Annotated in this window: 21 protein-coding genes; 10 read left to right on the top strand and 11 right to left on the bottom strand. The window is 43.6% G+C overall.

Annotated elements, in window-relative coordinates:
• Window positions 1-31 precede the first annotated feature (31 nt).
• Together ACFGVR_RS11225 and ACFGVR_RS11220 are read left to right on the top strand one after the other, a co-directional pair.
• Entirely contained in the window at window positions 32-553 is a 522-nt protein-coding gene (locus ACFGVR_RS11225; protein WP_448702917.1) for a TlpA family protein disulfide reductase, read from the top strand.
• 21 nt (window positions 554-574) lie between these two features.
• Window positions 575-1,051, top strand: a complete 477-nt coding sequence (locus ACFGVR_RS11220) for an SRPBCC family protein (RefSeq protein WP_448702916.1) — start codon at window positions 575-577, stop codon at window positions 1,049-1,051.
• A gap of 7 nt (window positions 1,052-1,058) precedes the next feature.
• Here ACFGVR_RS11220 and ACFGVR_RS11215 read toward each other — a convergent pair whose 3' ends face one another.
• From ACFGVR_RS11215 to ACFGVR_RS11180, 8 genes are all read right to left on the bottom strand, one after another.
• On the bottom strand, window positions 1,059-2,441 hold the full coding sequence (locus tag ACFGVR_RS11215; protein ID WP_448702915.1) for an acetylxylan esterase: 1,383 nt from the start codon (window positions 2,439-2,441) through the stop codon (window positions 1,059-1,061).
• A gap of 24 nt (window positions 2,442-2,465) precedes the next feature.
• On the bottom strand, window positions 2,466-3,329 hold the full coding sequence (locus ACFGVR_RS11210) for a hypothetical protein (RefSeq protein ID WP_448702914.1): 864 nt from the start codon (window positions 3,327-3,329) through the stop codon (window positions 2,466-2,468).
• A 31-nt stretch (window positions 3,330-3,360) separates the two neighbouring features.
• Window positions 3,361-7,266 (bottom strand): acetylxylan esterase, encoded by a 3,906-nt coding sequence (locus ACFGVR_RS11205; RefSeq protein WP_448702913.1) that lies wholly within the window; start codon window positions 7,264-7,266, stop codon window positions 3,361-3,363.
• 13 nt (window positions 7,267-7,279) lie between these two features.
• Window positions 7,280-8,527 carry an acyltransferase family protein gene (locus ACFGVR_RS11200; RefSeq protein ID WP_448702912.1) on the bottom strand — a complete coding sequence of 416 codons (1,248 nt, stop codon included), beginning with the start codon at window positions 8,525-8,527 and terminating at the stop codon, window positions 7,280-7,282.
• An 8-nt stretch (window positions 8,528-8,535) separates the two neighbouring features.
• Window positions 8,536-9,231 carry an SDR family NAD(P)-dependent oxidoreductase gene (locus tag ACFGVR_RS11195; protein ID WP_448702911.1) on the bottom strand — a complete coding sequence of 232 codons (696 nt, stop codon included), beginning with the start codon at window positions 9,229-9,231 and terminating at the stop codon, window positions 8,536-8,538.
• Between the two features lies 1 nt (window position 9,232).
• Window positions 9,233-10,222: a 3-oxoacyl-ACP synthase III family protein gene (locus tag ACFGVR_RS11190; RefSeq protein ID WP_448702910.1), complete on the bottom strand. Its 990-nt coding sequence runs from the start codon at window positions 10,220-10,222 to the stop codon at window positions 9,233-9,235.
• Window positions 10,223-10,231: 9 nt separating this feature from the next.
• Entirely contained in the window at window positions 10,232-11,452 is a 1,221-nt protein-coding gene (locus tag ACFGVR_RS11185) for an acyltransferase family protein (RefSeq protein WP_448702909.1), read from the bottom strand.
• A gap of 146 nt (window positions 11,453-11,598) precedes the next feature.
• A complete protein-coding gene (locus tag ACFGVR_RS11180; protein ID WP_448702908.1) occupies window positions 11,599-12,549 on the bottom strand; it encodes a TIGR01212 family radical SAM protein in 951 nt (316 codons plus the stop codon).
• Between the two features lie 286 nt (window positions 12,550-12,835).
• Here ACFGVR_RS11180 and ACFGVR_RS11175 point away from each other — a divergent pair, with 286 nt between their 5' ends.
• The gene (locus ACFGVR_RS11175; RefSeq protein ID WP_448702907.1) at window positions 12,836-12,988 is read left to right on the top strand and encodes a KGG domain-containing protein; all 153 of its coding nucleotides are present in this window, start codon (window positions 12,836-12,838) and stop codon (window positions 12,986-12,988) included.
• 197 nt (window positions 12,989-13,185) lie between these two features.
• Window positions 13,186-16,569, top strand: a complete 3,384-nt coding sequence (locus tag ACFGVR_RS11170; protein WP_448702906.1) for a methylmalonyl-CoA mutase family protein — start codon at window positions 13,186-13,188, stop codon at window positions 16,567-16,569.
• Between the two features lie 93 nt (window positions 16,570-16,662).
• On the opposite strand, the gene ACFGVR_RS11165 is transcribed toward ACFGVR_RS11170, so the two are convergent.
• Window positions 16,663-17,256, bottom strand: a complete 594-nt coding sequence (locus ACFGVR_RS11165) for a hypothetical protein (RefSeq protein WP_448702905.1) — start codon at window positions 17,254-17,256, stop codon at window positions 16,663-16,665.
• 401 nt (window positions 17,257-17,657) lie between these two features.
• Complete coding sequence (locus ACFGVR_RS11160; protein WP_448702904.1) at window positions 17,658-20,075, bottom strand: TonB-dependent receptor domain-containing protein; 2,418 nt, start codon at window positions 20,073-20,075, stop codon at window positions 17,658-17,660.
• A gap of 311 nt (window positions 20,076-20,386) precedes the next feature.
• On the opposite strand from ACFGVR_RS11160, the gene ACFGVR_RS11155 reads away from it, so the two are divergent.
• The 6 genes from ACFGVR_RS11155 (at window position 20,387) to ACFGVR_RS11130 (ending at window position 24,776) form a co-directional block, all read left to right on the top strand.
• Window positions 20,387-20,917 carry a carboxymuconolactone decarboxylase family protein gene (locus tag ACFGVR_RS11155; protein ID WP_448702903.1) on the top strand — a complete coding sequence of 177 codons (531 nt, stop codon included), beginning with the start codon at window positions 20,387-20,389 and terminating at the stop codon, window positions 20,915-20,917.
• Between the two features lie 66 nt (window positions 20,918-20,983).
• Window positions 20,984-21,406 (top strand): DUF1348 family protein, encoded by a 423-nt coding sequence (locus ACFGVR_RS11150; RefSeq protein WP_448702902.1) that lies wholly within the window; start codon window positions 20,984-20,986, stop codon window positions 21,404-21,406.
• Window position 21,407: 1 nt separating this feature from the next.
• Window positions 21,408-22,286: a helix-turn-helix domain-containing protein gene (locus ACFGVR_RS11145; protein WP_448702901.1), complete on the top strand. Its 879-nt coding sequence runs from the start codon at window positions 21,408-21,410 to the stop codon at window positions 22,284-22,286.
• Between the two features lie 63 nt (window positions 22,287-22,349).
• On the top strand, window positions 22,350-23,132 hold the full coding sequence (locus tag ACFGVR_RS11140) for a M15 family metallopeptidase (RefSeq protein ID WP_448702900.1): 783 nt from the start codon (window positions 22,350-22,352) through the stop codon (window positions 23,130-23,132).
• A gap of 11 nt (window positions 23,133-23,143) precedes the next feature.
• The gene (locus tag ACFGVR_RS11135) at window positions 23,144-23,899 is read left to right on the top strand and encodes a DUF4846 domain-containing protein (protein WP_448702899.1); all 756 of its coding nucleotides are present in this window, start codon (window positions 23,144-23,146) and stop codon (window positions 23,897-23,899) included.
• Window positions 23,900-23,927: 28 nt separating this feature from the next.
• The gene (locus ACFGVR_RS11130) at window positions 23,928-24,776 is read left to right on the top strand and encodes a hypothetical protein (RefSeq protein ID WP_448702898.1); all 849 of its coding nucleotides are present in this window, start codon (window positions 23,928-23,930) and stop codon (window positions 24,774-24,776) included.
• A 70-nt stretch (window positions 24,777-24,846) separates the two neighbouring features.
• On the opposite strand, the gene ACFGVR_RS11125 is transcribed toward ACFGVR_RS11130, so the two are convergent.
• Entirely contained in the window at window positions 24,847-25,827 is a 981-nt protein-coding gene (locus ACFGVR_RS11125) for an acyl-ACP desaturase (RefSeq protein WP_448702897.1), read from the bottom strand.
• Window positions 25,828-25,858: the final 31 nt, after the last annotated feature.

The following is a 25,858-nucleotide window of genomic DNA, read 5'->3' as shown; positions in this document are numbered from 1 at the left end:
GACTATTTTCTATCTTGCCGAAAAAAGCGCTATGAAAAAATTTACTTACCTGCTGCTTATTATTTTCGCCCCGGTTTTAACCAGGGCACAGGTACCCGACGCTACTACCCTAACCAAAGTTGGCGGTGCCTGCCCCTCCTTTAGTTTTGAAACCGACAAAGGTAAAACCGTAAACATAGCCGACTATCGTGGTAAAATTGTACTGATCAATTTTTTTGCTACCTGGTGCCCGCCTTGCCGCGAAGAACTTCCCCGTGTGCAAAAAGATATATGGGAAAAATATAAAGACAATGCCAAATTCGCGCTGTTTGTATTTGGTCGTGAAGAAGGTTGGGATAAGGTGCTTACCTTTAAGCAAACTAACAACTACACCTTTTTAATGCTGCCCGATGAAGGCCGTAAAATATTCAGCTTGTTTGCTACGCAGTATATCCCGCGTACCTTATTGCTTGATGAAAAGGGAAATATCCTGTTTCAATCTGTCGGTTATGATCCAAAAGAATTTGATGGCTTGCTTAATTTGTTAAAAGACAGGTTAAATAAAACATTATAGGCTTTTGGATGTTCCCGACTAATGAAGACCTACCACTTTAAATTTGAATCCGATCTGCCTATCCCGTTAGCCGAGGCCTGGGATTTTTTTTCATCGCCTCTCAACCTTATTAAGATCACTCCGCCGGATCTGAAACTGACGATCACGTCCGACTATGCTCCCGACACCAAAATGTATACGGGTATGCTCATCTCCTATAAAATATCGCCTGTATTAGGTATCAGAATGAACTGGGTAACCGAGATAACACATATTAAAGAACATGAATACTTTGTTGATGAACAGCTGTCCGGGCCGTATGCGCTATGGCATCATCAACATCACTTTAAGGAAATAAAGGGCGGCGTACATATGACAGATATTTTAACTTATGGTATTCCTTACGGGATCATCGGCCGTATGGCTAATGCTATATTTGTTGAAAAGCAATTAAAAAACACCTTTGCTTACCGCGAAGAACAGATCAATAAATTATTTGGTGTATTCCGGGCTAAGTAACCAACGATCAATCCAACCTTAACAGATCCTGGAACCATAAAAACTGTTCGGTATAGTATAATTCATCCACCTCGTGTGTCTTTTCGGGGCTCGACCACCATTCGTTACGCTTATTGGTTAGCCTGTTGTACATGGCCACACTGCAACGCGGGGGGCAAAATTCGTCAAGCAAACCTATCGCCATCAATACAGGGCATTTAGCATTGGGAGCAAAATTAAGCGGGTCGTAATAATCCCAAACATCAAACAATTTTTCTTTACTAAACTTAGGGTGTGTCCGTACATAATTTACGATCATCCCAACCGGCGTTTGCGATTTTGGGTTGAGGGCCGTTATCTCATACGCATTTCTAAAATCGGCATACAAAGGCACTTGTACAGTGGCGAGTTTAACCCGCTTATCCATCGCTGCCAAAGCAATGGCCAAACCCCCGCCCTGGCTCGAACCATCAACCATAATTTTGCCGGTATCAATACCCAAAGCAGCATGCGAGCATAAAAAGTCGAGCCCGCGTACGCAATCCATATACACGCCGCGGTACACGTATTCATCGCGGTTTTCAATATGGTACAGGTTATATTCGCCATGTGTATCAATAGCACTTTTGCTGTTACCGCTGCCGCGTACATTAAAGTTAAATTCTACAAAGTCGTCATCATCTAAACTGGGTTCCAGTGCCACAATATATCCCGGCAAACGGTATTTAACCGGTAAACGCTTTTTGCTTTTGGTGATTGGGATAGTTAACCAGCCGCGCACTACCTTATTGCCCCACGAATGCATCTCGACCAGGTATACCCGCTTGTTGTTTACGCTAAGAGCCCGTTCTTCAATAATATTATACTGCGGGGCTATGCGCGCCAGCGAATCCCGGGTGCGTTTCCAAAAGGCATCAAAATCGGCAGGTTTATGTAAAGTCGGCATTATTTTAGCCGTGTTCACCCCAAATACGCGCTTCACAGTATCATCGTATGATGACAGATGGAATATAAAGCTCACTTTGTAAAAACCGTAGTCTTTACAATCTATCTTAAATCTAAAGCTATCGCTGCTCTTTTTGCCGAGGTGTATGTTCTGTGTGTTTTCAAAAACCTTTTGCCCCATATCGGTGGTAACAAAACAGGTTAGCTTACCATCCTGGGCAATTTTGTAGTGGTTATCAACCTTCAGGCTATAACTCACATCATCGGCAGTTTTAAAAATACCGTTTGCCGAACCGGGCCTCACCCTGATCAGTATCTCGCCTTCATCCTCAGTATCCTTACTCTGTTTTACAGTATCGGCAGCTTTTAAACTGTTAAAGTTTTCGGGCAGTATGTATTGGCCCCGGGCACAGTAACTACCCAATGCTAAAACGAATAATGCAATTAACTTTTTGGAGAATCTCATGCTTTACGCAATAATAGGGTTTTATTAAAACTTATACGTAAAACCGGCGGTTATTGTGTTGCCGATACCTGTGTTTTTTCCGACAAGGAAACGGGTACCGCTAAAAAACAAGCTTTTGTTGCGCGAAATATTATGCGAGAAATTTAAAGTTATTTGAGTGTATCTATAGTCTTTGGCCGGTGCGGGGCTGGTAGGGTCGAACGCCTTTTCGGGACTGAAAGACGCGGCTGCCGTGGCGGCAATGGACAGCTGGTTTTTTTTAGATACCGCCATACCCAGGTTACCACCAAGTGTAAGCTGCAGCGGCGCTAACTCGCCAAAAAACTGGCTGGCGCCCACGGTGCCGCCAAACGCTATCGACTTTTCGCCCAGCTTAAAATCGCCCGAAACGAGGAACTGTGCATTGGCACCTACATCGCCATAGCCATGTATAACGGTAGCGGTGTTTTGGTACACCGGGAAAACAAAGTTGCCCTGCACCGAAAAGTATGTACGGTAAGCTATGTTGGCCAGGTAATATGACATACCTACAGAAGCATCGCCCAGCGACGATGTTGTTGTTGAGTTTACCGAACTTTTAAAATAATTTGCCGAAAATGGCAGTGATGCTACCAGGGCTATTCGTCGCGAAAAGCCGTATTCGGCATTGACGGATAATGATAACGTAGTGTACTTGCCATTATCAGGGTACTGCTGCTGCTGGCCGTTCTCATCCCAAAAAGTATTGGCAAAGTAATAGGACGTTGACACGATAATGAATAACCTTTTTTTGCCTACCGGATTACCACCCGCCCGTACACCCGTGTTGTTAAAAAGCAATATCATTACTAAAAACAAGCTTATTGATTTTGGCGTTTTGGGTATCAGTTTAAACAAACGGGCTATCATGTCAATAAATACAATTAAGTTGCAGTAAGGTTTATAAGCCTAAGTTATCCGCCATCCATTTGGCTTTGTAAGCGCCGAGTTCCGGATCAACTTCGTGAGTTAAATTAGGATAAATAAACAGCTTTTTCCACGCTTTTATACTGTTGTACATAATTAACTCATTGGTTGGGGGTACCAGCGGATCAAGCAAGCCTATGCCCACAACCACTTTACATTTAATATTAGGTACAAAGTTTTTAAGGTTAAAGTATTCAAAATTATCCATCAGGGTTTCAAACTTTACTGATTTTTTTTCGGCGTAGTCTTTAAATACCGTAATGGGCCACTTACTGTTATAATAAGGCATCTTAAGATCAATATATCCCGGGTTTTCGGCCTCACATATCGACACACGCTGATCAATACTGGCCAGGGCAAGCGTTAAGTAGCCGCCCTGGCTGCCGCCCGTAACAAATATCGACTCGGTATCAAACAATTCCTTATGCGCATACACAAAATCGAGCAGGCGTACACCATCCATTATAGAACCGCGATAGATATACTTATTGATGTCCTGCAGATCGTACGAGATATAATCTTCACGATCGGGGTGTATCACATCGCGGCTGTTACCCTGCCCACGCACGTTGAGCGAAATAAAGGCAAAAGTTGATACTGCGTGTGAAGGTACCATAGCATTACCGTACCCGGGTAAACTAATATACAACGGGAATTTTTCTTTCGGTTTTCTATCGCGCGGAAGCGTTAACCATGCCCTTACGGTGATGTTACCCAGCGACTGCATTTCGATAAGATAGATCTGCTCCTGACCGGTTTCCAGTTCGGGTTTTTCGGTCATTTTAAAGTTAGGCGGTATAGCGGCCAGCTCCTTTTTGGTATTGGCCCAAAACTGGTCAAAATCTGCTGGTTTGGGGTAACCCGAACGGATATCTTCAATGTTTACGCCAAACACCCGTTTCAGAGTATCGTCATAATCGCTCACATTAATGGCGAAATTGATTTTATAAAACCCTGTTTTTTGAGGTGGTACCTCAAAGTGTACGCGCTTGGTGGTACGTGCATCAATATTTACCGATATCGAATCCTTCCGGATAAATTTATCTTCGGATGTGTATACCAGGCAGCTAATTACACCCGACTGCTTTTTAAAGAAGTTGTTTTTAAGATCAACATTGTACTCGATAGTGCTGTTACTTTTAAAAACAGCTTCTTTGTTTGCCGGCTTATCTATAATTACAACCGATTCGCTGCCTGATGCTTCCTCTTTCACTTTATCGATCTCGCGTTGTTTATTATACGCCAGCCACTTGTTGTAAATATCGAGCTTATCGTAAACCCACTTACCAACGTACGCTCCAATCTCAGGGCCGATATCATGCGCGAGGTTGGGGAAAATGAATAGTTTTTTGTTACCCGGCATGTTGTTGAACATGGTTACCGAATTGGTTGGCGGGGCCAGGTTATCGAGCATGCCGATACCTACCACAGTTTTCGCAGTGATGTTTGGCGCAAAGTTCTGCAGGTCGAAATAATCGAGGGTGTTCAATAACTTATCTAAAGGTACGGCCTTATCGTCAGCGTACTTCTTTATCTCGGCCATCGGGAAACTGGTACTTACGCCAGCCAGCGTGCGAAAATCAGAAAATACCGGGTTGTTTGCTGATACGATGGTTATGCGTTTATCAATACCCGATAACGCCAATGCCAGGTAACCGCCCATGCTTGCTCCCGAAGCATAAATAGCGGTATGATCTAATTCGGGACGGCTAAACACAAAATCAACCAGGCGTTCGCAATCCATTAATACGCCTTTTAAAATATACTTATTCTTATCTTCAATGCCGGTGATGATATAATCTTCACGGTCGGGTTTAAGCACATCATCGCTTAAAGGCTGGCCACGCACGCTTAAGCTGATCAGAGCCATTGCGGCTGTACCCACCGGAGGCTGCGCCTGCGCGCCATAGCCCGGTAATGCTAAACTTACAGGTAGTTTTTGTTTGGGATCCAGATCTTTTGGAAGGCTCATATACCCCCTGATGATCTGGTTATCCAGCGATCGCATCTCTATCAGGTAAACTTTATCGTTATGCTCCAGGTCGGGCTTTTCGGTCACTTTAAAATCGGGGGCTACTTTAGCCAGCTCTGCTTTGGCATTGTCCCAAAAGGCATCAAAATCAGCCGGTTTTGGCCTTGTCGAAATTATTTTATTGGTATCAACACCAAATGCCCGCCTAAGCGTATCATCATATTTTGAAGTGTTGATGGCAAAATTAATGTTATAAAAACCGCTGCTTTGCGCCGGGATTTCGAAAGACACCGTTTTATTGCCTTTAGGCAGCAAGCTTACAGGTACCGAATGTTGTGCAACAAGTTTACCTTGCGACGTAGTAACCATGTAAGATATCTTTCCGGTTTGCGTAGTTTTAAAATTACTTTTCAGATCAACGGTGTATGATATAGGCGCATTGCTGCTAAAAACAGCACCTTTATTGAGTGGATGCTCTACCAGGTCGATCACTTCGGCATTGGGATCAACAACGGGTGCTGCAGGCGCGGCGTTGGCGGCCGGCTTGTTATAAGCAAGCCATTTTTCGTAAATGTGCAGCTTATCGTAAACCCATTTACCTACAAACAAACCTTGCTCGGGGCCAACCTCGTGTGCCAGGTTTGGAAATATGAACAACTTTTTTTCGGTAGCGGGGATGTTGTTATAAACATGCATTTCGGCTGCCGGCGATATGAAGTTATCGAGCAAGCCTATACCCATTACAACCGGACATTTTAAACGGGTAACAAACGATTTTAAATTATAATAATCCCAGGTTTTAAGTGATCGCTCGACATCAAAATGATTTTTATCGGCATAGTATTTCATGGTATTAATGGGGAATACATCATATCCCATAGCCCGTATATCGGGATAACCAGGATTATCGCCCGAACATAGTGCGATACGATCGTCAAGACTGGCAGTTGCCATAGAGAGGTACCCGCCAAGACTGCCGCCGGTAGCAAAAATGGCTTTAGTGTCAACCTCGGGCCGTGTCACTAAAAAGTCGTTCAAACGCACACAATCCATCATCACGCCCTTAAAAATATAAGTATCCTTATCTGCAATACCCACATTGATATAGTCATCGCGGGTGGGGTGTATCACATCGCGGCTATTGCCTAAACCCCGTATATTGAGGCCAATGTGTATCATACCCGAAGTATTGTAAAACGGATGCATCTCGCCACCATAACCGGGATAAGCAATGGCCACGGCAAATTTTTGTCCAGGTTTACGATCTTTCGGCAGCGTCATCCAGGCCCTGATGGTGATGTTACCCAGCGATTGCATCTCAACCAGGTAGATCTCGTCATTATCTTTTGATAATTTGGGCATATAGGTTACCCTGTATTGGGGAGGTACTTTGGCCAGCTCTTTTTTAGCATTATCCCAAAACGGCCAAAAATCGTCGGGTGTTTTAAAGGGCGAGGTCACTTTGGCTGTATCTACACCAAAAACGCGCCGTACGGTATCGTCGTCATCGGTAACGTTGAGCATAAAATTGACCTTGTAAAAGCCTGCTTTTTGCGCCGGCATATCAAGGTGTACCTGTTTTGAACCATTTGCCGGAATGTTTACCGGGAACGACTTTTGGGTGATCAAACGGTTGTTAAGATCAGTAATAGCATATGATATATGGCCATCCTGCACATTGCCGTAGGTGCTTTTAAGATCGATACGATATTTAATGGTATCGTTTAATTGAAAGATCGAATTTTTATTGAAGGCATGCTCTGTTATAACGATCTCTTCTTTATCGTTGGCAACAGGGGGCGTACTGGGTTTAGGTTTGGGCTTTTGTGCAAAAACAATTGCACACAGCATAACCAGCAATGGCGTTAATATCAGGGTTAATTTTTTAACATTCATTTTCTCGTCCATATCAAATACAGCACTAATCCTGCTCCACTACGGCCAATACCGGTTTGTTAACGGTTGGCAACGGTCTGTTCAATTTTAAAAACAGGTAATTACGGATCCTTTTATTAAGCGGCTCTTCCATAAACTTATAGAGCAATATGGAAATACCATAAAGACCTGCAAACACATAAAATATATTAACCTGATCGTACTCGAAAGGTGAATGCCAGTCCAAACCATGTTTATCATAAAAGGCAAAAACCCAATCGTTCAACCAGTTAATGCCCTCGTGTAAAAAGTTATTGATAAAGCCCAGGTGGATGAGGTAAAATAAAAATGAGCTGTTACTTAACAGTTGCACAAATTTGGTTGACAAAACTTTCTGTATCCGTGTTTCTTCGCGTATGAGGCCTAAAAAGAAGATACCGATAGCCGGCGAAAGTAAGATGGTATCCAGTATCATCCCGCTATAGGTGGTGATGCCGAATTTTTGATCGGGCGCAAGCGGGATCAGCGTGAAGAAATATACACACACAAACATGAGTATAAAACCGATATAAGTTAGTTTTTTACTGCCTGCTTTAACTTTGATTTTGTTATAGTTTAACGCCAGTACAATACCTATCCAAATCTCGATACAACGACCGAAGAAGGTATAGTACAGCATAAAAGTAAACTTGTTAAAAAAGCCATACAGATCATGCCCGTAACCGCGGAAAAGAAACACCAGCAGGTAGCCAAACGGTATAAAAAAGGCCAATTGTAAAAAGAAGATGCCTTTCTTTTTAATAAGGTAAAATACAAATGGTGTGATGAGGTAAAATACCACATCAACGGTTATCGACCAGCCCTGGCCTACCCCGGTAAATTTCAGATCGTCAAAAAAACCGCGTAAAAATGTAAGGTTTAAAAAAATGGTGAACCAGGGGTGATTCGGGTCGCCGATAAGGGTTTGGTTCCGACTAAAGTAATAGTAAATAAATGCCGCCGCGGTAAATAAAAAGTACATGGGGTAAAGCCTTGCTGCGCGGCTGATCATGTATTTTTTTGTCCATGCCCAGGTATATTCAAAATTATCGTAATAGCGCAGGGTAATTAAAAACCCGGTCAATACAAAAAACATGGGCAGGCCGATGCTCAGTTCGTTAAAATAACGTTGCACGCCCGGCCCGAGGCTTGCCGTCATGATATAACCCGCATGGGTGGTAAAAACCAGGATTGCTGCAAATGCACGCACACCGGTTAAGGCAGGGAAAAACTTGGGCTTTACTTTTTCAGACATAGCAATTTTTAGTTCAAATACAATCCACCATTAATATCAATACAACTGCCGTTGATGTAATCAACATCCATGAGCAGTTGTACGGTTTTAAATATATCTTCCGGGTTACCCAGTGTTTTGTTGGGGATACGGTTTTTAATTTCTTCGAGCATTTTCTCAGGCACTTCGCGGATGATGCCGATATTGAAGTACCCTAAATTCAAGGTATTACAGGTAATGCGTTTGCTGGCGTTTTCCTGTACAATGGTTTTCATTAACCCCCACAAACCCGCTTTGCTTGCCGCGTATGCTGATGAACCCACCACACCGGTTTGCGCCACAATTGACGAAATGAATACGATTTTACCATACTCTTGCTGGCGCATAAAAGGCAGCAAAAGCTTGCAGATAAAAAAGGTTGAGGTGAGGTTAACCTGCATCAGATTAAGCCATTGCTCTTCGGGGAATTTATGCGTCATGGCATTATGGTTAATGCCGGCGCAGTTGATAAATTTTAAGTCGATCAATTCATCAGCCTTGCTGTTGATAAGCGTTTCGATCTCGCTGAAGTTCGACAGATCTACTTTGCACCACTCAACATTTGGGTGTTTAAAATCGGGCAGGGTACTGTTGTACAGCGCGATGATCTTTTCGTTGGTTGTGGCAACCAGTTTTTCTAATATGTAGTGGCCAATGCCTTTTGATGCTCCGGTTAGTAAATACATATTATTTGGTGTGTTTAATTGAAAGTATTGATGCGCCGTAGGTAAAGCCTGCGCCAACGCCTGCCACTACCACCTTCATGCCCGGTTTAATGCGCTCGTCTAAAAACGCCTCGGATAATGCGATTGGAACCGAACCCGAATTGGTATTACCTATATATTCGATATTGATGATAAACTTGCTGATGGGCAAGCCTAACTCTTCGGCCAGTTTTTCGAGCATGCGTTTATTAGCCTGGTGCGGCACGATATAGTCGATATCATCAAACGTCATGTTATTTTTTTCCAGCACCTCTAATATCACTTCTTTAAATAAAGCTACCCCACCGCTGAATATGCCACGCGAAGTAAATTTCATAAACTGATCGCAGTTTGTTAAAGTTTCGGGGGTGATCGGGTTTTTGCTGCCGCCGTCGAGCGCGCTTACGCTCATCAGATCTGTACTGTTCAGTTTGCAAATGGTATCTATAATTTCGTTATGCTCGTCATCAACATACTCCAACAGAACCACACCCGCACCATCGCCAAAAATGAGCGATGTTTTTTTATCAAGCGGATCGATAATACTGGTCATTTTATCGGCTGCACACAACAAAACGTTTTTATGCTGGCGCGAATTTAAAACCGCCTGGGCTATCTGCAAGCCGTATAAAAAGCCGCTGCATGCCGCCATAGCATCAAAACCCCAGGCATTGGTTGTTTTTAGTTTGTGATGAACCACCGCCGCGGTTGACGGGCATAAAAAGTCGGCCGTCATGGTGGCCACAATTATGCACTCCACATCAGTTGGTTGCAAGCCTGCCTTTTCGAGACAAACATGCGCCGCGTTGACGATCATATCCGAAGTAGCCCCGTCATGAAAAATACGTCTTTCCATAATGCCGGTCTTTTCAGCTATCCACATACTTTCAATACCTAACCTGGCTCCTAATTCATCGTTGGTTAACCGTGTTTCGGGTATAAAATGGCTCAAACTTTTTATAGCTACTCCCATAGTGTTTTATTAATTAATGATCTCTGCCGGCCTTGATTTACTTTTGATCAGAAAATCGGACCTGCGTATGTAATGATTTAAGGGTTCCTCAATAGTTTTAAATAACAGTATCGATATGGCGTTAAGCAACACAAAAACAAATACCAGGTTCAGCTGGTCGTACTCAAACGGCGAATGCCACTCGAGTCCGAACTTATCGTACACGCTAAAAACCCACTCGTTCAATTGGTTAACGCCTGCGTGTAACAGGTTATAGGTAAAACCCAGGTGTATCAGGTAAAAAATGTACGAGCTTTTACCAAGCAGTTCAACAAACCTGTTAGCCAATATTTTTTTTAGCCCGCTGCCCTCGGTAAGTAAGCCATAAAAAAACAGCGTGATGGCTATGGCAAGCAGGTAGTTATTGGTAATGATACCGAACGGGTTTTGCTGCCCGAATGAATCGCCGGGCAATACCGGCAATACCGACATGATCCAGATGCAAAAGAACACCAGAAAAAAACCGATGTAAGTAAACGGGATACTATTACTTCTGCCAAAGCCATTTTTCTTGATAAACAAGGCCAGCATAATACCGGCAAAAAACTCGAAGCAGCGGCCCAAAAAGGTATTCAGCATCATAAATGTGAAGTTCCCGAAAAAGCCATACCAGTTGATATTCCGGAAGATCAATACCAAAATAGCGCCAAAGCCGGTAATCAAAATGGGTTGTAAATAAAACTTACCCCACTTTTTGGCTGCAAAAAACATTAGCGGTGCCGAAAAGTAAAAACACTCTTCAACCGTGAGCGACCAGCCCTGGGCTATACCGCTAAACTTGTAATCGTTAAAAAAGCCACGCACAAACGTGATATTCATTAACAGAATGCCTATCGGGTGTTCCGAACCGCCTGTAACTTCGTTATCGTGAGTAAAATATGCCACCACAAAGGCGCAGATAGTAAGAAAAAGGTACATGGGGTAAATGCGCGCTACCCTGTTTTTAAGGTATTGTTTAAACCAGTCTTTATCCAAAGAAAAATTATCAAAATACCTGAAAGCGATTAAAAAACCCGATAAAACAAAAAATATGGTTACCCCGATGTGGAATTCGCGGAAAAAACGTTGCACACTTTGAGGAATACTTTCCCCAAACACATAATAAAAATGTGATATAAATACCAGGTAGGCAGCTAATGCCCTTACGCCGGTTAGCGCTGGTATGTAATTCGGCTGTGTTTTTTGTGACAAAACCTCTAATTTTCGGGGTGCGATGATTAATTAATTAATTCTGTAATTGCAAAGGTGATACCAAGCCACGGCCCCCTCTAAATCTCCCGCGGTTGGGGAGACTTGCTTTTAAAATCCTGGCTACCGGGGAGGGCGTGGAGGGGCTGTTACAACGCCGAACCTTGCACTATACCGCGCTGACGAATGGTTTCGTCAATAAAATGCTGGATCTCTGATTTTTTGAGCTGCCAGTTCGGGGCAATGAGCAGGTCGCGGTCAGACAGACCGAACAAGCGCTGGATCACGATGTCTTCGCGAACCATAGGCAACAGCTCGCATAAAAAATCGGCATACTCGGGCAGACTAAAAAGCTTGAAGGGTTCGCGTTTGTATTTTACGCCCATTATTGAACCTTCCACAATGTGCAGGTGATGAAATTTGACAAATTTGATCTGCGGGAAGCGGTTGATCTCGTCGGCGTAAGCCAGCATCATTTCCTTAGTTTCCCAGGGGAAGCCGAAAATGGTGTGTACGCAGATATCGAGTTTGGAGTTTTTAACCAGTTCTAATGCATTGATCAGTTCGCCGTGGGTGCAGCCGCGGTTGATCTGACCCAGGGTATCATCATAAATAGACTCCATCCCCATTTCCAGGTCAACATCAAACCTGTCGGTATAACTTTCCAGCAGGGCTATCTTTTCGGCGTCGATACAATCGGGCCGGGTACCTACCGAAAGGCCGACAATATTTTCGGGTTCGATGCTCAAAGCCTCGTCGTACATCATTTTTAAATAATGCGTCGGGGCGTAGGTATTTGTATTGGGCTGAAAGTAAATGATGAATTTATCGGCTTTGTTGCCCGTGCGGGCGCGCTCCATGCCTTTGATCACCTGTTCGCGGATAGATGGGTTTTCGCGCGATACCGTAGGCGTAAACGAATCGACATTACAATAGGTACAGCCGCCAAAGCCTTTGCTGCCATCGCGGTTAGGGCAGGTAAAGCCGCCATCAACAATTACTTTAAATACCCGCTGGCCATTGTATTTTTTACGCAGCCACGCGCCATAGTTATTGTAACTTTTAAAGCCTTCGGCAACAGCTATCGATTCATTTTGCATTGCCACAAAGATACAAAATGATTTGCGGATGCCGTTCGCCTTTTTGCTCGTAGCAAAAAGCAGCTGCACAATCCTAATTTAACTATAGTGTAATTTTTTTCAAACACTGTTCACAAAAACTAACATACCAAAATGTTATTTCAGTATTGATAAATTACGCAATAAACACATTATCAATTCAATAAAAATTATTAAATCTTCAGCTATTGTTACAAATCTTTGCTGGCATAATTTTCGTTAAAATTAAAATAACAAATTAATTGTTAACCATTAAATTAAAAAAGTCATGGCAACTACAAAAAATTCAACCGGCCAATCGGGCAACAGTTCAAAGGGAAATTTTGCAACTATGGACGAGAAGAAACAAAAGGAGATGGCCAGCAAAGGTGGCAAGGCATCTCGTAGTAACCAAAACAATGACAACCGGAGCCACAGGTAAGCGTTTTTTTTTTCAAAAACCTAAAACACTTTCACATTTTAAAAGTTAATACTTTACAGCAGCGATGCTGAACCAGGAAAACGATCGGGAATAAGGCAGTAATAAAAACCTTTCTCCTGATCGTTTTCAGTTTTTACACCCCGGCTTTAATAAGCCCGGTATTTTGGTTAATTTTGTATCACTAACCAAGTACCACCATGGATACTGCCACCATATATATTCCACAAAATAAAATTCGCTTTGTAACCGCAACCTCGTTATTTGATGGGCACGATGCTACTATTAACATTATGCGCCGCATTTTACAGGCCAGCGGTGCCGAGGTGATCCACCTGGGGCATAACCGATCGGTTGACGAAGTAGTGAACTGTGCTATACAAGAGGATGTGCAAGGCATCGCCTTAACATCCTACCAGGGCGGGCATTTGGAGTACTTTAAGTATATGTACGATCTGTTGAAAGAGCGCGGCGCCGGCCATATCAAAATATTTGGTGGTGGTGGTGGCGTTATCCTGCCCACAGAGATTAAAGAGCTGATGGATTACGGCATAGCGCGCATTTACTCGCCCGATGACGGCCGGCAAATGGGTTTGCAAGGCATGATCAACGATATGCTGCAGCAATGCGACAAGCCCATTACCTCGCACCTGAACGGCGAATTGAAAAGACTTCCCGCAAAGGATAATAAAGCCATTGCTACCGCTATAAGTGTGGTTGAAAATTACCCGGATAATGCCGGTTTTTTAACTGAGCTTAAAAGTGTCGATAATCAACACATTCCGGTTTTGGGTATTACGGGTACGGGCGGTGCAGGTAAATCATCGCTGGTGGATGAGCTGGTGCGTCGTTACCTGATGGAAACGGATAAAACACTGGCCATTATTTCTGTCGACCCATCCAAACGTAAAACGGGCGGCGCTTTACTGGGCGACCGGATCCGCATGAACTCTATTAACAACCCGCGGGTGTATATGCGTTCGCTGGCAACAAGGCAGGCCAATTTAGCCCTATCCAAATACGTGCAGGAGTCTATCGACATTTGTAAAGCTGCCGGTTACGATCTGATCATTGTGGAAACATCAGGTATCGGGCAATCAGACACGATGATCACCGATTATTGCGATTTGTCACTTTACGTGATGACACCGGAGTTTGGCGCTGCCACGCAATTGGAAAAGATTGACATGCTTGATTTTGCTGATATCGTAGTGCTCAACAAATTTGATAAGCGCGGTGCTTTGGATGCATTGCGCGATGTGAAGAAACAATATCGGCGTAATCATAAAATATTTGATGCTAAGGACGAAGACCTGCCCGTATTCGGCACCATGGCTTCGCAGTTTAACGATCCGGGGATGAACGCGCTGTTTGTGGCGCTCATTAAAACCATCAAGGCAAAAACCGGTGTTGATTTTCAGACCAAGAAGGAAATGGCGGTTAGTAATGGAGAAAAATCTTACATTATCCCCCCCGAACGTACCCGTTACTTAGCCGAAATTGCCGAAAGCAGCCAGGCTTATAACGATTGGGTTAACCAACAGTGTAAAATTGCCCAGCAAATGTTCCAGGTTAAAGGAGCTATGGAGGCGCTTGCGGAACACACCCCTAACCCCTCTCAAGCGGGTAACTCGCTTGTAGAAGGCTTGCAAGATGTTTATAAGCATCTCGAAGAGAGCCTTGATGGTGAATGCCGCCGCCTGTTGCGCGAGTGGCCGGAAACAATCGATAAATATAAAGCCGAGCATTTTATTTTTAAAGTGCGCGATAAAGAGATCAAACAGGAATTGTATTACACCTCGCTGTCGCAGCTTAAAGTACCTAAGATAAGCCTGCCTAAATACGAGGCATGGGGCGATATTTTGCGCTGGCTGCTTACCGAAAATGTGCCGGGGGAGTTTCCGTACGCGGCAGGTGTGTTCCCGCTGAAGCGCGAAGGTGAAGACCCTACCCGCATGTTTGCCGGCGAGGGCGGCCCTGAGCGTACCAACAAGCGTTTCCATTATGTATCGCTTGGCCAGCCTGCTCACAGACTTTCAACTGCATTTGATTCGGTAACGCTGTATGGCGAAGACCCGCATATCCGGCCGGATATTTATGGTAAGATCGGTAACTCGGGCGTAAGCATTGCTACTTTAGACGATGCCAAAAAGCTGTACTCAGGTTTCGATCTTTGCCATGCGGCCACCTCTGTATCCATGACCATTAACGGCCCTGCCCCTATGCTGCTTGGCTTTTTTATGAACGCGGCCATCGATCAGCAATGTGAAAAATATATCCGCGAGCAAAAGTTGGAGCATTTGGTTGAAGCTAAGTTTAAAGAGCTTTATGATGACCGGAAACTGGCCAGGCCAACCTATTACTCCGACGGTTTACCTGAAGGGAACAATGGTTTGGGCTTATTACTTTTGGGCCTTACCGGCGACCAGGTTTTACCTGCCGATATCTATCAAAAGATCAGAGCACAAGCTATATCAACTGTGCGTGGTACCGTGCAGGCCGATATATTAAAAGAGGACCAGGCGCAAAATACCTGTATCTTTTCAACCGAGTTTGCCTTACGCATGATGGGCGACATCCAGCAATATTTCATTAGCGAAAAGGTGCGTAATTTTTATTCGGTATCCATTTCGGGCTATCATATTGCCGAAGCCGGCGCCAACCCGATCACGCAATTGGCCTTTACCCTATCGAACGGGTTCACTTACGTGGAATATTACCTGAGCCGCGGCATGCATATCGATGATTTTGCGCCAAACCTGTCGTTCTTTTTCAGTAACGGTATCGACCCGGAATATTCGGTTATCGGCCGCGTGGCGCGTCGCATTTGGGCCAAGGCCATCAAAAACAAATACAACGGTAATGATCGGTCGCAAAAGCTAAAATATCATATCCAAACAAGCGGCCGCTCGCTACACGCTCAGGAGATCGACTTTAACGATATCCGTACCACCCTACAGGCGCTTTACGCGATATACGATAATTGCAACTCCCTGCACACCAACGCTTATGACGAGGCTATCACCACCCCTACTGAAGAATCGGTACGGAGGGCAATGGCTATACAACTGATCATTAACCGCGAGCTGGGCCTGGCCAAAAACGAGAACCCGATACAGGGCTCGTTCATCATAGAAGAACTAACCGAACTGGTTGAAAATGCGGTATTAACCGAGTTTAAACGCATTAACGAACGCGGCGGCGTGCTTGGCGCGATGGAAACCATGTATCAGCGCGGCAAGATACAGGAGGAATCGCTCTATTACGAAACGCTGAAACATACCGGCGAATACCCGATAGTGGGCGTTAATACGTTCCTCAACAAAAACGGATCGCCAACCATTATCCCTGCCGAAGTTATCCGGGCAACCGAAGACGAAAAGCAATACCAGATAAGCGCCCTGGCAGCCTTCCAGCAACGCAATGAAGAACATTCTGCGGAGCTATTGAAACAGCTACAACATGCCGCCGTGGCCGGGCAAAACATTTTTGAGCAACTGATGGAAGTTTGTAAGTACTGCTCGCTGGGGCAGATCTCGCATGCGCTTTATGAGGTTGGCGGGCAGTATAGGAGGAATATGTAATGTCACGAATGGTGAACGATTCGTTTATTACGCTTTCACACCAGCCGAAGTCAGAATACGCCAAACAAATGTTTGGATATCATCAACTATCTGCTAATGTTGTTCTTGCCTTAACTCAGCCTCACTAACAATGATCCTGAATCTGGGGAGCATATTTCCCTCAGCGCTTATTGATTTTAAAATTCCGCCTGCACGATATATTTTACCAATATTGGCTTTAAAATCGTCAATATCCCATTTTTCTTTTGGTATAATGTATTCAAAACTAAAAATATTGGTGCCGGCGTTATTGGTACAGTTCACGAATAAAGAATCGGTCTTATCATTGTGCGGCATAATGCTATTGGATGCAAACTTCAAAGTTGTGGGATGCCCCGCCAGAAGAATAAAGTGCCCCTGAAAACCTTTAACCTCTTTATAGGCCTGGTCCTTTGTTCTTTTCCCGTCATTCATCAGGCCCGCTTCCGATATGATAAACATGTACCGAAGCATCCCGGCTTCACCACTGTCTGTCATATCAGGCGATATCCTTTTTAAACAAGTAAGGGATAATTGATTAGCCGTTGACCAGTCCTCATTCTCTAAAGCGGTTATCAATTTAGGCCATTCGGCGCTTCGGGTTAATGATTGCCCCTTAACACTTACAACACTAATGAACAACAGGATAACGGATAATAGTCTTTTCATTTACCAGGCTAATTTAACAGTAGTTTATTATCAATAAATATAAAGATTTTTACTGATGCTATTATTTACGATGTTAAATGTATTGGCAGTCTTTATACTAAAATATCAATGTCACGCTATCCGAAGTCTCCCGACTTCGGATGATTATGCGTGTAGTCTCAAGACTACATACATATTGGTTCGAAGTCAGGAGACTTCGAGCAGCAAACATTTAGATTCGGAATAGCGAAAGTCCTGATACTTGATACTAACTGCTTGATACCTCTCATAGCGCAAGTCTTGTGCGATGGCTTGTGGGGTGCTGACTTGTGCTCGATATAGTCACAAGTCTCCCAACGCTCAATTCAACTCTCAAGACTTGCGCCATGGCTGGTCGTTGCTCTCATCAATACTACACCTCATCAATGCCCGCCGCTGCTCACATCATCATTATTAATACCGCGCTGGTTCTTTTTAAGCTGGCTGTTTAGCTTACCGAATTTGTACTGAAAGCTCACTGATATGGCCCGCGACAGGATGTTGTTGTAATTGCTTTGTACAAAATTTGGCCCGGTGCTAAAATAATCGAGGTGCTTATATTTTTCGAAAGGGTTGTTCACGTACATCGATATAGTGGCCTTCTTTTTAAAGATATCTTTGGTAGCGCTTATCGAATAACCAAACCAATCATTATCAACACCCTGTAACATTACGTAACGGCTATCGTAACCAATGTTCATACCCATGTTAAAGGTATCGCCAAATTTATAACTGGTGTAGGTAAATACGTGTCCCTGATTACCACGGGCATCATAAAATTGACCACCGTAAAAGCCTGAAAGCCATACGTGCACCAGTTCGGCGTTGATATTGATATTTAAATTTTTAGTAATGGGGTAATTACCATTCAAATCAAAACCCAACCGCTTATTGGTACCCACATTTTGGTATGTTGAGGTGGTAACCGAATCTTTAGGGTTAAAGTTAGTTACGTTTTGGATGGTGTTATTGGCAAAAGCGTAGTTGGTTGCAATGGTAATGTTACCATGCGCAAAATTGCTGTAGCTTAATTCGATTGTATGGTTGCTTACCGGTTGCAGATCGGGGTTGCCCGTGTTAACAAATTTCGGGTTCGATCTATCAATATAAGGGTTCAACTGCCATATGCCCGGCCTGTTGATACGCTGGGTAAAGCCAAAGGTCAGGCTACTGGTTTTGGTGAGTGTGCGCTGCATAGATATCGATGGCACCAGGTTGTTGTAACTCTTATCCAACGTGCTGCCTGCTGCCGATACAAAGTTGGCATCTATAGTAGTGCGTTCAATGCGCAAGCCGCCTTTAAATACCCAATTGGTTAGCTTGGCCTGGTACGAATTATATATGCCGTACACATCCTGTTGGTAATCGAGGTTGTTGGTTTGTTTGGTATCTATTACATATTCACTACCCGGAGTTGTTTGCTGCAGGTTTTCAAAATCGCTGTAGCTGTTGCGCAATATGGCTTTGGCGCCGGCCTCAATACTCCAGACTTTAAAAGGCTGCACATAATCGAGTTGGATGGTTTGATCGCGCGAACCTGATTTATCGTGTTGCTTGAAATTGTATAAGCCAATGCCGGGACTGTTAACCTGACTATACGCAGCATCGTTGTTTTGTGTGTTTGATGACGGACTGTATTTGTACGATAGCGTAAGCAACTGATTTTTATTGCGCTTAAAGCCCAACTGATAATTCAGACCAAAATCGTAACCACTATACAGGGCTGTATTGTAGCTCCCTAAATGGTATGATTGGATAAGTGCGTTACTGCCGTCGTATTCGGTTGAGAGCAGATCGCTGGCGTTATTATTGGTACCCTGGTAATGACTAAACGATGCAGTTAACAAATTCAGGGTATCAATTTCATAACTTAACTCACCGCTGCCATACAGGTTATCGCCGCTGCGGGTGCGGACTTGATCTTGAGATTGGTTAAGCACCGGCGTCAATATATCGTTTGTATTGCCCGATGTGGTGGTGGTGGTATTCTGTTTATTGTAGCCTACATATCCGCCAAAGCCTATTTTATTTTGTTTGATCGTAAAGTTAAGGTTTGCTCCCGGCCCCCAAACATTATTGTAACGCACGCTTACATTACCGTTGTAGCCGTTATCTGCATTCTTTTTGGTAATGATGTTGATGATACCTGCCAAACCTTCGGCATCGTACTTAGCGGGCGGCGTGGTTATCACTTCTATTTTTTCGATATTGCTGGCAGGCATCGCCTTAAACACATCTGATGGGTTTTTAGCGATCAGTGTCGATTCTTTTCCATTGATCAATATCTTATAATCGCCGCTGCCTTTAAGCTTGATATTATCCGTTGCATCAACCGATACCATAGGCACCTTACGCAGCATATCCAAAACGGTCATCACCTTATTTTCAGGGTCGGCCTGCACATTGTAGGCAATCCGGTCAACCTCCTGTTTAATAATTGGTTTGGCTTCATTTATTGAAACTTCGTTTAATTGCTTTGACGATGATGATAACTGGATCTTACCCACATCGGTGCCATCGCCTATAGTCACTATTTTATTACGATAGCCAACAAAAACTGCCGCCAGTTTATATGAACCTGCGGCGGGCGTAACCAATGTAAAAGTACCGTCGTCTTTAGTGAGTGTACTTTTTAGCTGGGCATTGGTTTTGGCATCAATCAGAGTAACGGTTGCGAAACCAATGGCCTGATTTTTAACAGAATCGACAACTGTGCCGGTAACATTTTTTGTTTTGGGCGCTTGACTATAGCATGCCAGGCCAGCAAAGGTGACTAATAACAGGAGTAGGATTTTTTTCATGAAGCAACAGGGCAGGTGTTGTTTTTACGAACGGTTATTTATTAAACAATACTAATCATAATGCCTGGAGTATTAATGCGTGTTAACATAATTTAACTAAATAATTAGTTTAAATTAACATTATCCCAGTATAGCTATAGACGGCCAAAAAAATAAAACGTTACAACATCTAATAATTATTTATCATAAAATTGAATGGCGAAGAAAATTATCCATCAAGAGGCGGTCATCGTCCATTTTACAGCGTATAAATCCGGCGCACTTTTGTATCGTCAATATCGACAACCGATTTTTCAATACAATTTAAACACATGACAACATTCGCAGTTCCAACCCGTGACGAAGTAGCACCAGCCAACCAGACAATTTTTGATAACCTGCAAAAGGCATTGGGTTTTGTGCCCAATTTATATGCAGCCATTGCGTATTCGGCAAACGGTTTGGGTAAATACCTGGCTTACCAAAATGCAAAAACCAGCCTGACAAACAAAGAGAAAGAAGCCGTAAACTTAATAGTGAGCCAGGTAAACGGTTGCGTTTACTGCCAAAGTGCACACACAGTTATTGGCAAAATGAATGGCTTTACCGATGAGCAGGTGTTGGATATCCGCAAAGGCAAAAGCACCGATGCCAAACTAAACACACTGGTAGCTTTAGCAGCTGATATTACCAAAAATCGCGGTAATGCAAGCGCCGAAAACGTTGACGCATTTTTTACACAAGGATACACCAAAGAAAACCTGGTTGATTTAATTTTGCAGGTGAGCGATAAAACCGCCATGAACTATTTACATAATTTAACCCAAATACCTGTAGATTTTCCATTGGCTCCATCTCTATAATTTAAATACATAAGCCAGCGCGCAAAAAGAGCTGGCTTAATTTCATAACTTCAACTTAGCAACAAAATGGATAATCACGAACAACGCCCGCCCCTGCCGCCTTTTAATATGGAAACTGCCCTGCAAAAAGTGCAAATGGCCGAAGATGCCTGGAACAGCAAGGACCCGGTAAGAGTTTCGAAAACATACACCATTGACAGCCAATGGCGCAATCGTACGCAATTTATAAATGGCAGGGATGAGATCGTAGCATTTTTAACTGAAAAGTGGCAAAAGGAAAAACATTACAAACTTAAAAAAGAGCTGTGGGGCTTTCGTGAAAACAGGATGGCCGTAATGTTTAAGTACGAGTACCAGGACGAAAATGGCCAGTGGTGGCGTGCCTATGGCAACGAGAACTGGGAGTTTGATGCTAATGGCTTAATGGCAAAGCGCTTTGCCAGCATTAACGACCTGGCCATTGAGGAGCACGAAAGAGAATTGAAATAACATGACCGGGCAAAACACTTTTACGCTTGTTAACCCGCAAAATGGCAACCTGGCTTTTAAATTGTTTACCTTTCAGGATAACAGCCATTTTGATCATTTACAGCGGCTCAATTATTATTCGATAATATGGATACAGCAGGGCAGCGGTAAGGTTAAGGCCGATTTTTCGGAATACGATTTTACGGCAGATACCCTGTTCAGTTTTGCACCATATCAGCCATTTATGCTAAACGCCGATGAACCGGTACAGGGTATTGTGATCAACTTTCATCCCGATTTTTTCTGCATCCATAAACACCAGCAGGAAGTTGCCTGTAATGGCGTGCTGTTTAATAATATTTACAGGCCACCTTTTGTGGCGGTTGACCGGCAAGCCACCACTACGTTTGAACTGCTGATAGATCAAATAAAAGCTGAGGTGCAAAATGCGGACTTAGCGCAATACGAGATCCTGGTATCGTATCTTAAAATCTTCCTCATCACCGCTTCGCGGCTAAAAACCCAACAACAAACCGATGCGCTGCAATCTGTTACGGCTAAAGAGCCTTTTGTACTTCAAAACCTCAAAAATTACATCGAGCAGCATTATAAAACCCATCACTCGGCCAGCGATTATGCCGAATTATTGAATATTACACCTAAAGCGCTCGCAAAGATCACCAAAGCGCATTTCAACAAAACCCTTACCTACCTGATATCCGAACGCATTATCATTGAAGCCAAACGCGAGTTATACCTGAGTAATAAATCGGTTAAGGAGATCGCTTACGAATTAGGCTATGATGATGAACATTACTTTAGCCGTTTTTTTAAAAACAATGCTGATGTGTCGCCGCAGTTGTATCGTGATACCGTGGGTTTTGCCCGGGCCGGCACATGATTAGATTTGAGATTTGAGACAAAAAACTAATGGCTGACTAATTTTCTGTAGTTTTAATCTGAAATGAAACCAATCCGAAAATATCTCCTGTTCCTGCTTTCACTCTTTACCATCATCGCCGCAAAGGCACAAACAACCGATACCATACCCACGGCGGCAAAAAAACTGATTAAAGCTTACCCTGGTTTTATTGCCGGCTTTGCCGATAACCACATTATACTTAAAGACAAAACCACGATGGTGTGGGATGACGGTATTAAAAATAAAACACCCAAACAGTTGCTGGATGCGCCTGATCTGAAGGATATGTTTAGTCAGCAGTACACGGTTGGCACACTTAAATCGGCACCGGCTTATCTGTTCGATCCGGGCAGGGTAAGAAATGAGGCTTTCTTTTTAAAAATGTATGGCAGCAGCGAGTCGGCGGTACGTAAAAACATTACTTATATTACCTGGTGTCCAAAACTGGTTGGCAAAAAAATAAGGGTAACCACTGTAAACGGCGTAGATAAAAAACTGACCGAGGTATCGAATGAATTGGATGAACATCCCGAATTAAAAAAATATCTAATAAATATTGGCGGCACCTTTAACTGGCGAAACATTAAAGGCACAACTCGCCATAGCATGCACAGTTTCGGTATGACCATCGACCTCAATACCGATTACTCGGAATATTGGGAGTGGGTATGCAGGTGCACCAATGAGGATGTGCATGTAAAATACCGCAACCGGATACCGCAACTGATAGTAGACATTTTTGAAAAACACGGGTTTATATGGGGGGGCAAATGGTACCATTTTGATACCATGCATTTTGAGTACCGCCCCGAACTGATCAACTAAAAACAACAGTTATGAAAAGCATTTTGATGATCGCTTTGTTGGTTTTAATAAGTCCGCCGGCCGATAATGTGGTAAAACGGTTTAGTGTGCCAACTGGCTATACCCGGCAAATCAGTGAGGCAAATAGCTTTGGCGATTATCTGCAAAACCTGCCGCTAAAGCCCGCAGGTACGCATACTTTAACCTACAACGGTGCCATAGCCAATACCGATGCCTACACTGCAGCCGTGGTTGATATGAGTGTTGGCCGCCAGGACCTGCAGCAATGTGCCGATGCTGTGATGCGCCTGCGCGGCGAGTATTTATATCAGCAAAAGAAGTACAACGTCATCGGCTTTCACTTTGTGAGTGGCTTTTATTGTGATTATGTGCATTACGCAAACGGCTACCGGTACCATAACGATAAATGGGTATTAAAGGCAAAAAAGGATTACAGTTATCCAACCTTTTTAAACTACATGAATTTAGTGTTCGCTTACGCGGGAACGCTTTCGCTGGATAAAGAGCTGAAAAAGGTAACCGATGCCGGTGACCTGAAAGCTGGCGATGTGTTTATTCATGGTGGGTCGCCGGGGCATTGTTTTGTGGTGATGGACGTTGCCGAAAATGCCGCGCATCAAAAAGTATTTATGCTGGCGCAAAGTTTTATGCCTGCTCAAAATATACAGGTGCTTCAATATACGTCGCCGTGGTTTAGTTTGAACGCGCCTTGCCCCTTGCCTTACGGCGAGTTGATCAACTTTAAATATTTAAAACGGTTCGGGTAATTTTTTTAGCTTTAAGCCACCAAACCTTATGATGCAAAAAAAATTTCACCTGTTGCTTATAACAGGATTGTTGCTGGCTGCCTGTAACCAACGCCCCACTAAAACAGCAATGGCGAACAATTGGATGACAAGCCGATCGCTCGAAGCGGTAAACGCCGGCGACTCGCTGTTACAGTTCCCTAAAGTACGGAGCAACAGTTTTTTATTCTCGTTTACCGGAAGCAGTGTTTTAAATTTAAACCCCGATCAAACCTTTACTTCGCTGGGCATACATCAGCATTTTTTTTATGGCAAATGGGGCTTTAACGAACATTCGCGCGTTTTAACATTGACCACCGACGCAGACACCTGTAACTTAAAGGTACTAAAGCTTGAAGACGAACAACTGGTACTGGAGGGAAAGATCATTGATTATTTAAAAAAAGACTATGCAAAATCGTTAAAAGCCCGTGCTGCTAAAAAACCCGACACTTTGATCAAAAAAATAACACTTGCCATTAATCACGATTATAAAAGCGGCGGCCCTGCTGATTATTTTGCTCTTAAAAATAACCAGTGGCGTATAAAACCAACCTCGCCCGAAACGGTGGCGCAAATTAACCAGCGCATTTGTGGCAGTTTACGCTTTACGATCATGTATCTCACTGCGCATCAAAAGGACAGCGAAACCGACCTGCAGCCTATTGCTTTGCCAATTACCATAGCAGTTAATGGCATACAAATGCAACTACCGGATGATACCCGGCAGGAATGGAAAGAAATATTTTACGATAGTGCCGATGCCACCACCGCTTACAACATACTGAACAGAAGCTTTTACGGTAATTATAATATCCCGAAAGAAAATGGGTATGGATCTGGATATCGATCTGTTTAAACAACTTTTAAGCAATATCAAATAGCGCCAACAAAAAAGCCTGATACTCTCGCATCAGGCTTTGATATTTTTAAGCTTTTATCCAGCTAAACTTATATTCCAATCCGGGGTTTTTCATCCGGTCGGCAATCCGTAAAAGGCGCTCGGGTAATTTAACGATATAATCGCGGGCCTTTTCGCCTGCTTCGTTCAGGTCGCCAACGCTTTCAACGTGCCATTCTTCGATCAGGTCTTTCAAAATGTCAACATAATCAACCGCGGTGTAAACACCAAGGCGTTGAGCAGCATCGGTAAAGTGGCCAAAGGTTTGGCCGATCTTTAAACCAACCTCGCGTAAAAAGTGCGCAGGCATTACAATCTTTTTGCGCATCATATCTTCAAAGGCTATCATGGCCTCGCTGGCATCAACTTCAAATATTTTCGAGATAAAATGTTTGTAGGCACGTGCATGGCGCATTTCGTCGGCGGCAATAACACCGCACATTTTTGATAATAACGTATCACCATCCTTTTTAGCCAAACTGGCTACACGGCGGTGGCTGATATTGGTAGCTAACTCCTGAAACGAGGTATAAATAAAGTTACGGTAAGGATCGCTGCCGGTACCAATGTCAAAACCATCGGCAATTAAGTATTGGGTTGATACCTCCATCGCGCGCATATCAACGCGGCCGGTAAGGTACAGGTATTTGTTAAGCAGGTCGCCGTGGCGGTTTTCTTCGGCTGTCCAGTGGCGTGTCCATTTCATCCAGCCGCCTTCTTCGCCTTTGGTAACACCGTCAACCATGGTCAGCCATGATTCATAGGTAGGCAACGCTTCTTCGGTAATGGTATCACCAATTAGCACGGCTAACAGGTCGTAAGATATACCTTCTGCATTTTGCTGAAGCTCTTTAATATCCGAAAAAAAAGTGTCTTTGGTCGAATCGGGTAAGAAGTCTGACGGTTGCCATATTTCATCAACAGGTTTCAAAAAGTCGAACATTTTTTCGAGCATGTATTTCTCGATATGTTGCATTACTTCCCGGCGCTGCTCTACAAAAAAGTTCATATTTCAGGTGTTATCAGGCAAAGTTAAATAT

It is taken from the genome of Mucilaginibacter aureus, from assembly GCF_053514885.1.
This window is presented reverse-complemented; position numbering and strand designations above follow the sequence as displayed.

What these genes read in the sequence shown, in the direction of transcription:
- ACFGVR_RS11155 (WP_448702903.1), top strand. Translation starts at nt 20,387, where the DNA reads ATGACAACATTCGCAGTTCCAACCCGTGACGAAGTAGCACCAGCCAAC.
- ACFGVR_RS11160 (WP_448702904.1), bottom strand. Translation starts at nt 20,075, where the DNA reads ATGAAAAAAATCCTACTCCTGTTATTAGTCACCTTTGCTGGCCTGGCA.
- ACFGVR_RS11165 (WP_448702905.1), bottom strand. Translation starts at nt 17,256, where the DNA reads ATGAAAAGACTATTATCCGTTATCCTGTTGTTCATTAGTGTTGTAAGT.
- ACFGVR_RS11150 (WP_448702902.1), top strand. Translation starts at nt 20,984, where the DNA reads ATGGATAATCACGAACAACGCCCGCCCCTGCCGCCTTTTAATATGGAA.
- ACFGVR_RS11210 (WP_448702914.1), bottom strand. Translation starts at nt 3,329, where the DNA reads ATGATAGCCCGTTTGTTTAAACTGATACCCAAAACGCCAAAATCAATA.
- ACFGVR_RS11135 (WP_448702899.1), top strand. Translation starts at nt 23,144, where the DNA reads ATGAAAAGCATTTTGATGATCGCTTTGTTGGTTTTAATAAGTCCGCCG.
- ACFGVR_RS11125 (WP_448702897.1), bottom strand. Translation starts at nt 25,827, where the DNA reads ATGAACTTTTTTGTAGAGCAGCGCCGGGAAGTAATGCAACATATCGAG.
- ACFGVR_RS11140 (WP_448702900.1), top strand. Translation starts at nt 22,350, where the DNA reads ATGAAACCAATCCGAAAATATCTCCTGTTCCTGCTTTCACTCTTTACC.
- ACFGVR_RS11170 (WP_448702906.1), top strand. Translation starts at nt 13,186, where the DNA reads ATGGATACTGCCACCATATATATTCCACAAAATAAAATTCGCTTTGTA.
- ACFGVR_RS11195 (WP_448702911.1), bottom strand. Translation starts at nt 9,231, where the DNA reads ATGTATTTACTAACCGGAGCATCAAAAGGCATTGGCCACTACATATTA.
- ACFGVR_RS11200 (WP_448702912.1), bottom strand. Translation starts at nt 8,527, where the DNA reads ATGTCTGAAAAAGTAAAGCCCAAGTTTTTCCCTGCCTTAACCGGTGTG.
- ACFGVR_RS11225 (WP_448702917.1), top strand. Translation starts at nt 32, where the DNA reads ATGAAAAAATTTACTTACCTGCTGCTTATTATTTTCGCCCCGGTTTTA.
- ACFGVR_RS11130 (WP_448702898.1), top strand. Translation starts at nt 23,928, where the DNA reads ATGATGCAAAAAAAATTTCACCTGTTGCTTATAACAGGATTGTTGCTG.
- ACFGVR_RS11215 (WP_448702915.1), bottom strand. Translation starts at nt 2,441, where the DNA reads ATGAGATTCTCCAAAAAGTTAATTGCATTATTCGTTTTAGCATTGGGT.
- ACFGVR_RS11180 (WP_448702908.1), bottom strand. Translation starts at nt 12,549, where the DNA reads ATGCAAAATGAATCGATAGCTGTTGCCGAAGGCTTTAAAAGTTACAAT.
- ACFGVR_RS11145 (WP_448702901.1), top strand. Translation starts at nt 21,408, where the DNA reads ATGACCGGGCAAAACACTTTTACGCTTGTTAACCCGCAAAATGGCAAC.
- ACFGVR_RS11205 (WP_448702913.1), bottom strand. Translation starts at nt 7,266, where the DNA reads ATGGACGAGAAAATGAATGTTAAAAAATTAACCCTGATATTAACGCCA.
- ACFGVR_RS11220 (WP_448702916.1), top strand. Translation starts at nt 575, where the DNA reads ATGAAGACCTACCACTTTAAATTTGAATCCGATCTGCCTATCCCGTTA.
- ACFGVR_RS11190 (WP_448702910.1), bottom strand. Translation starts at nt 10,222, where the DNA reads ATGGGAGTAGCTATAAAAAGTTTGAGCCATTTTATACCCGAAACACGG.
- ACFGVR_RS11175 (WP_448702907.1), top strand. Translation starts at nt 12,836, where the DNA reads ATGGCAACTACAAAAAATTCAACCGGCCAATCGGGCAACAGTTCAAAG.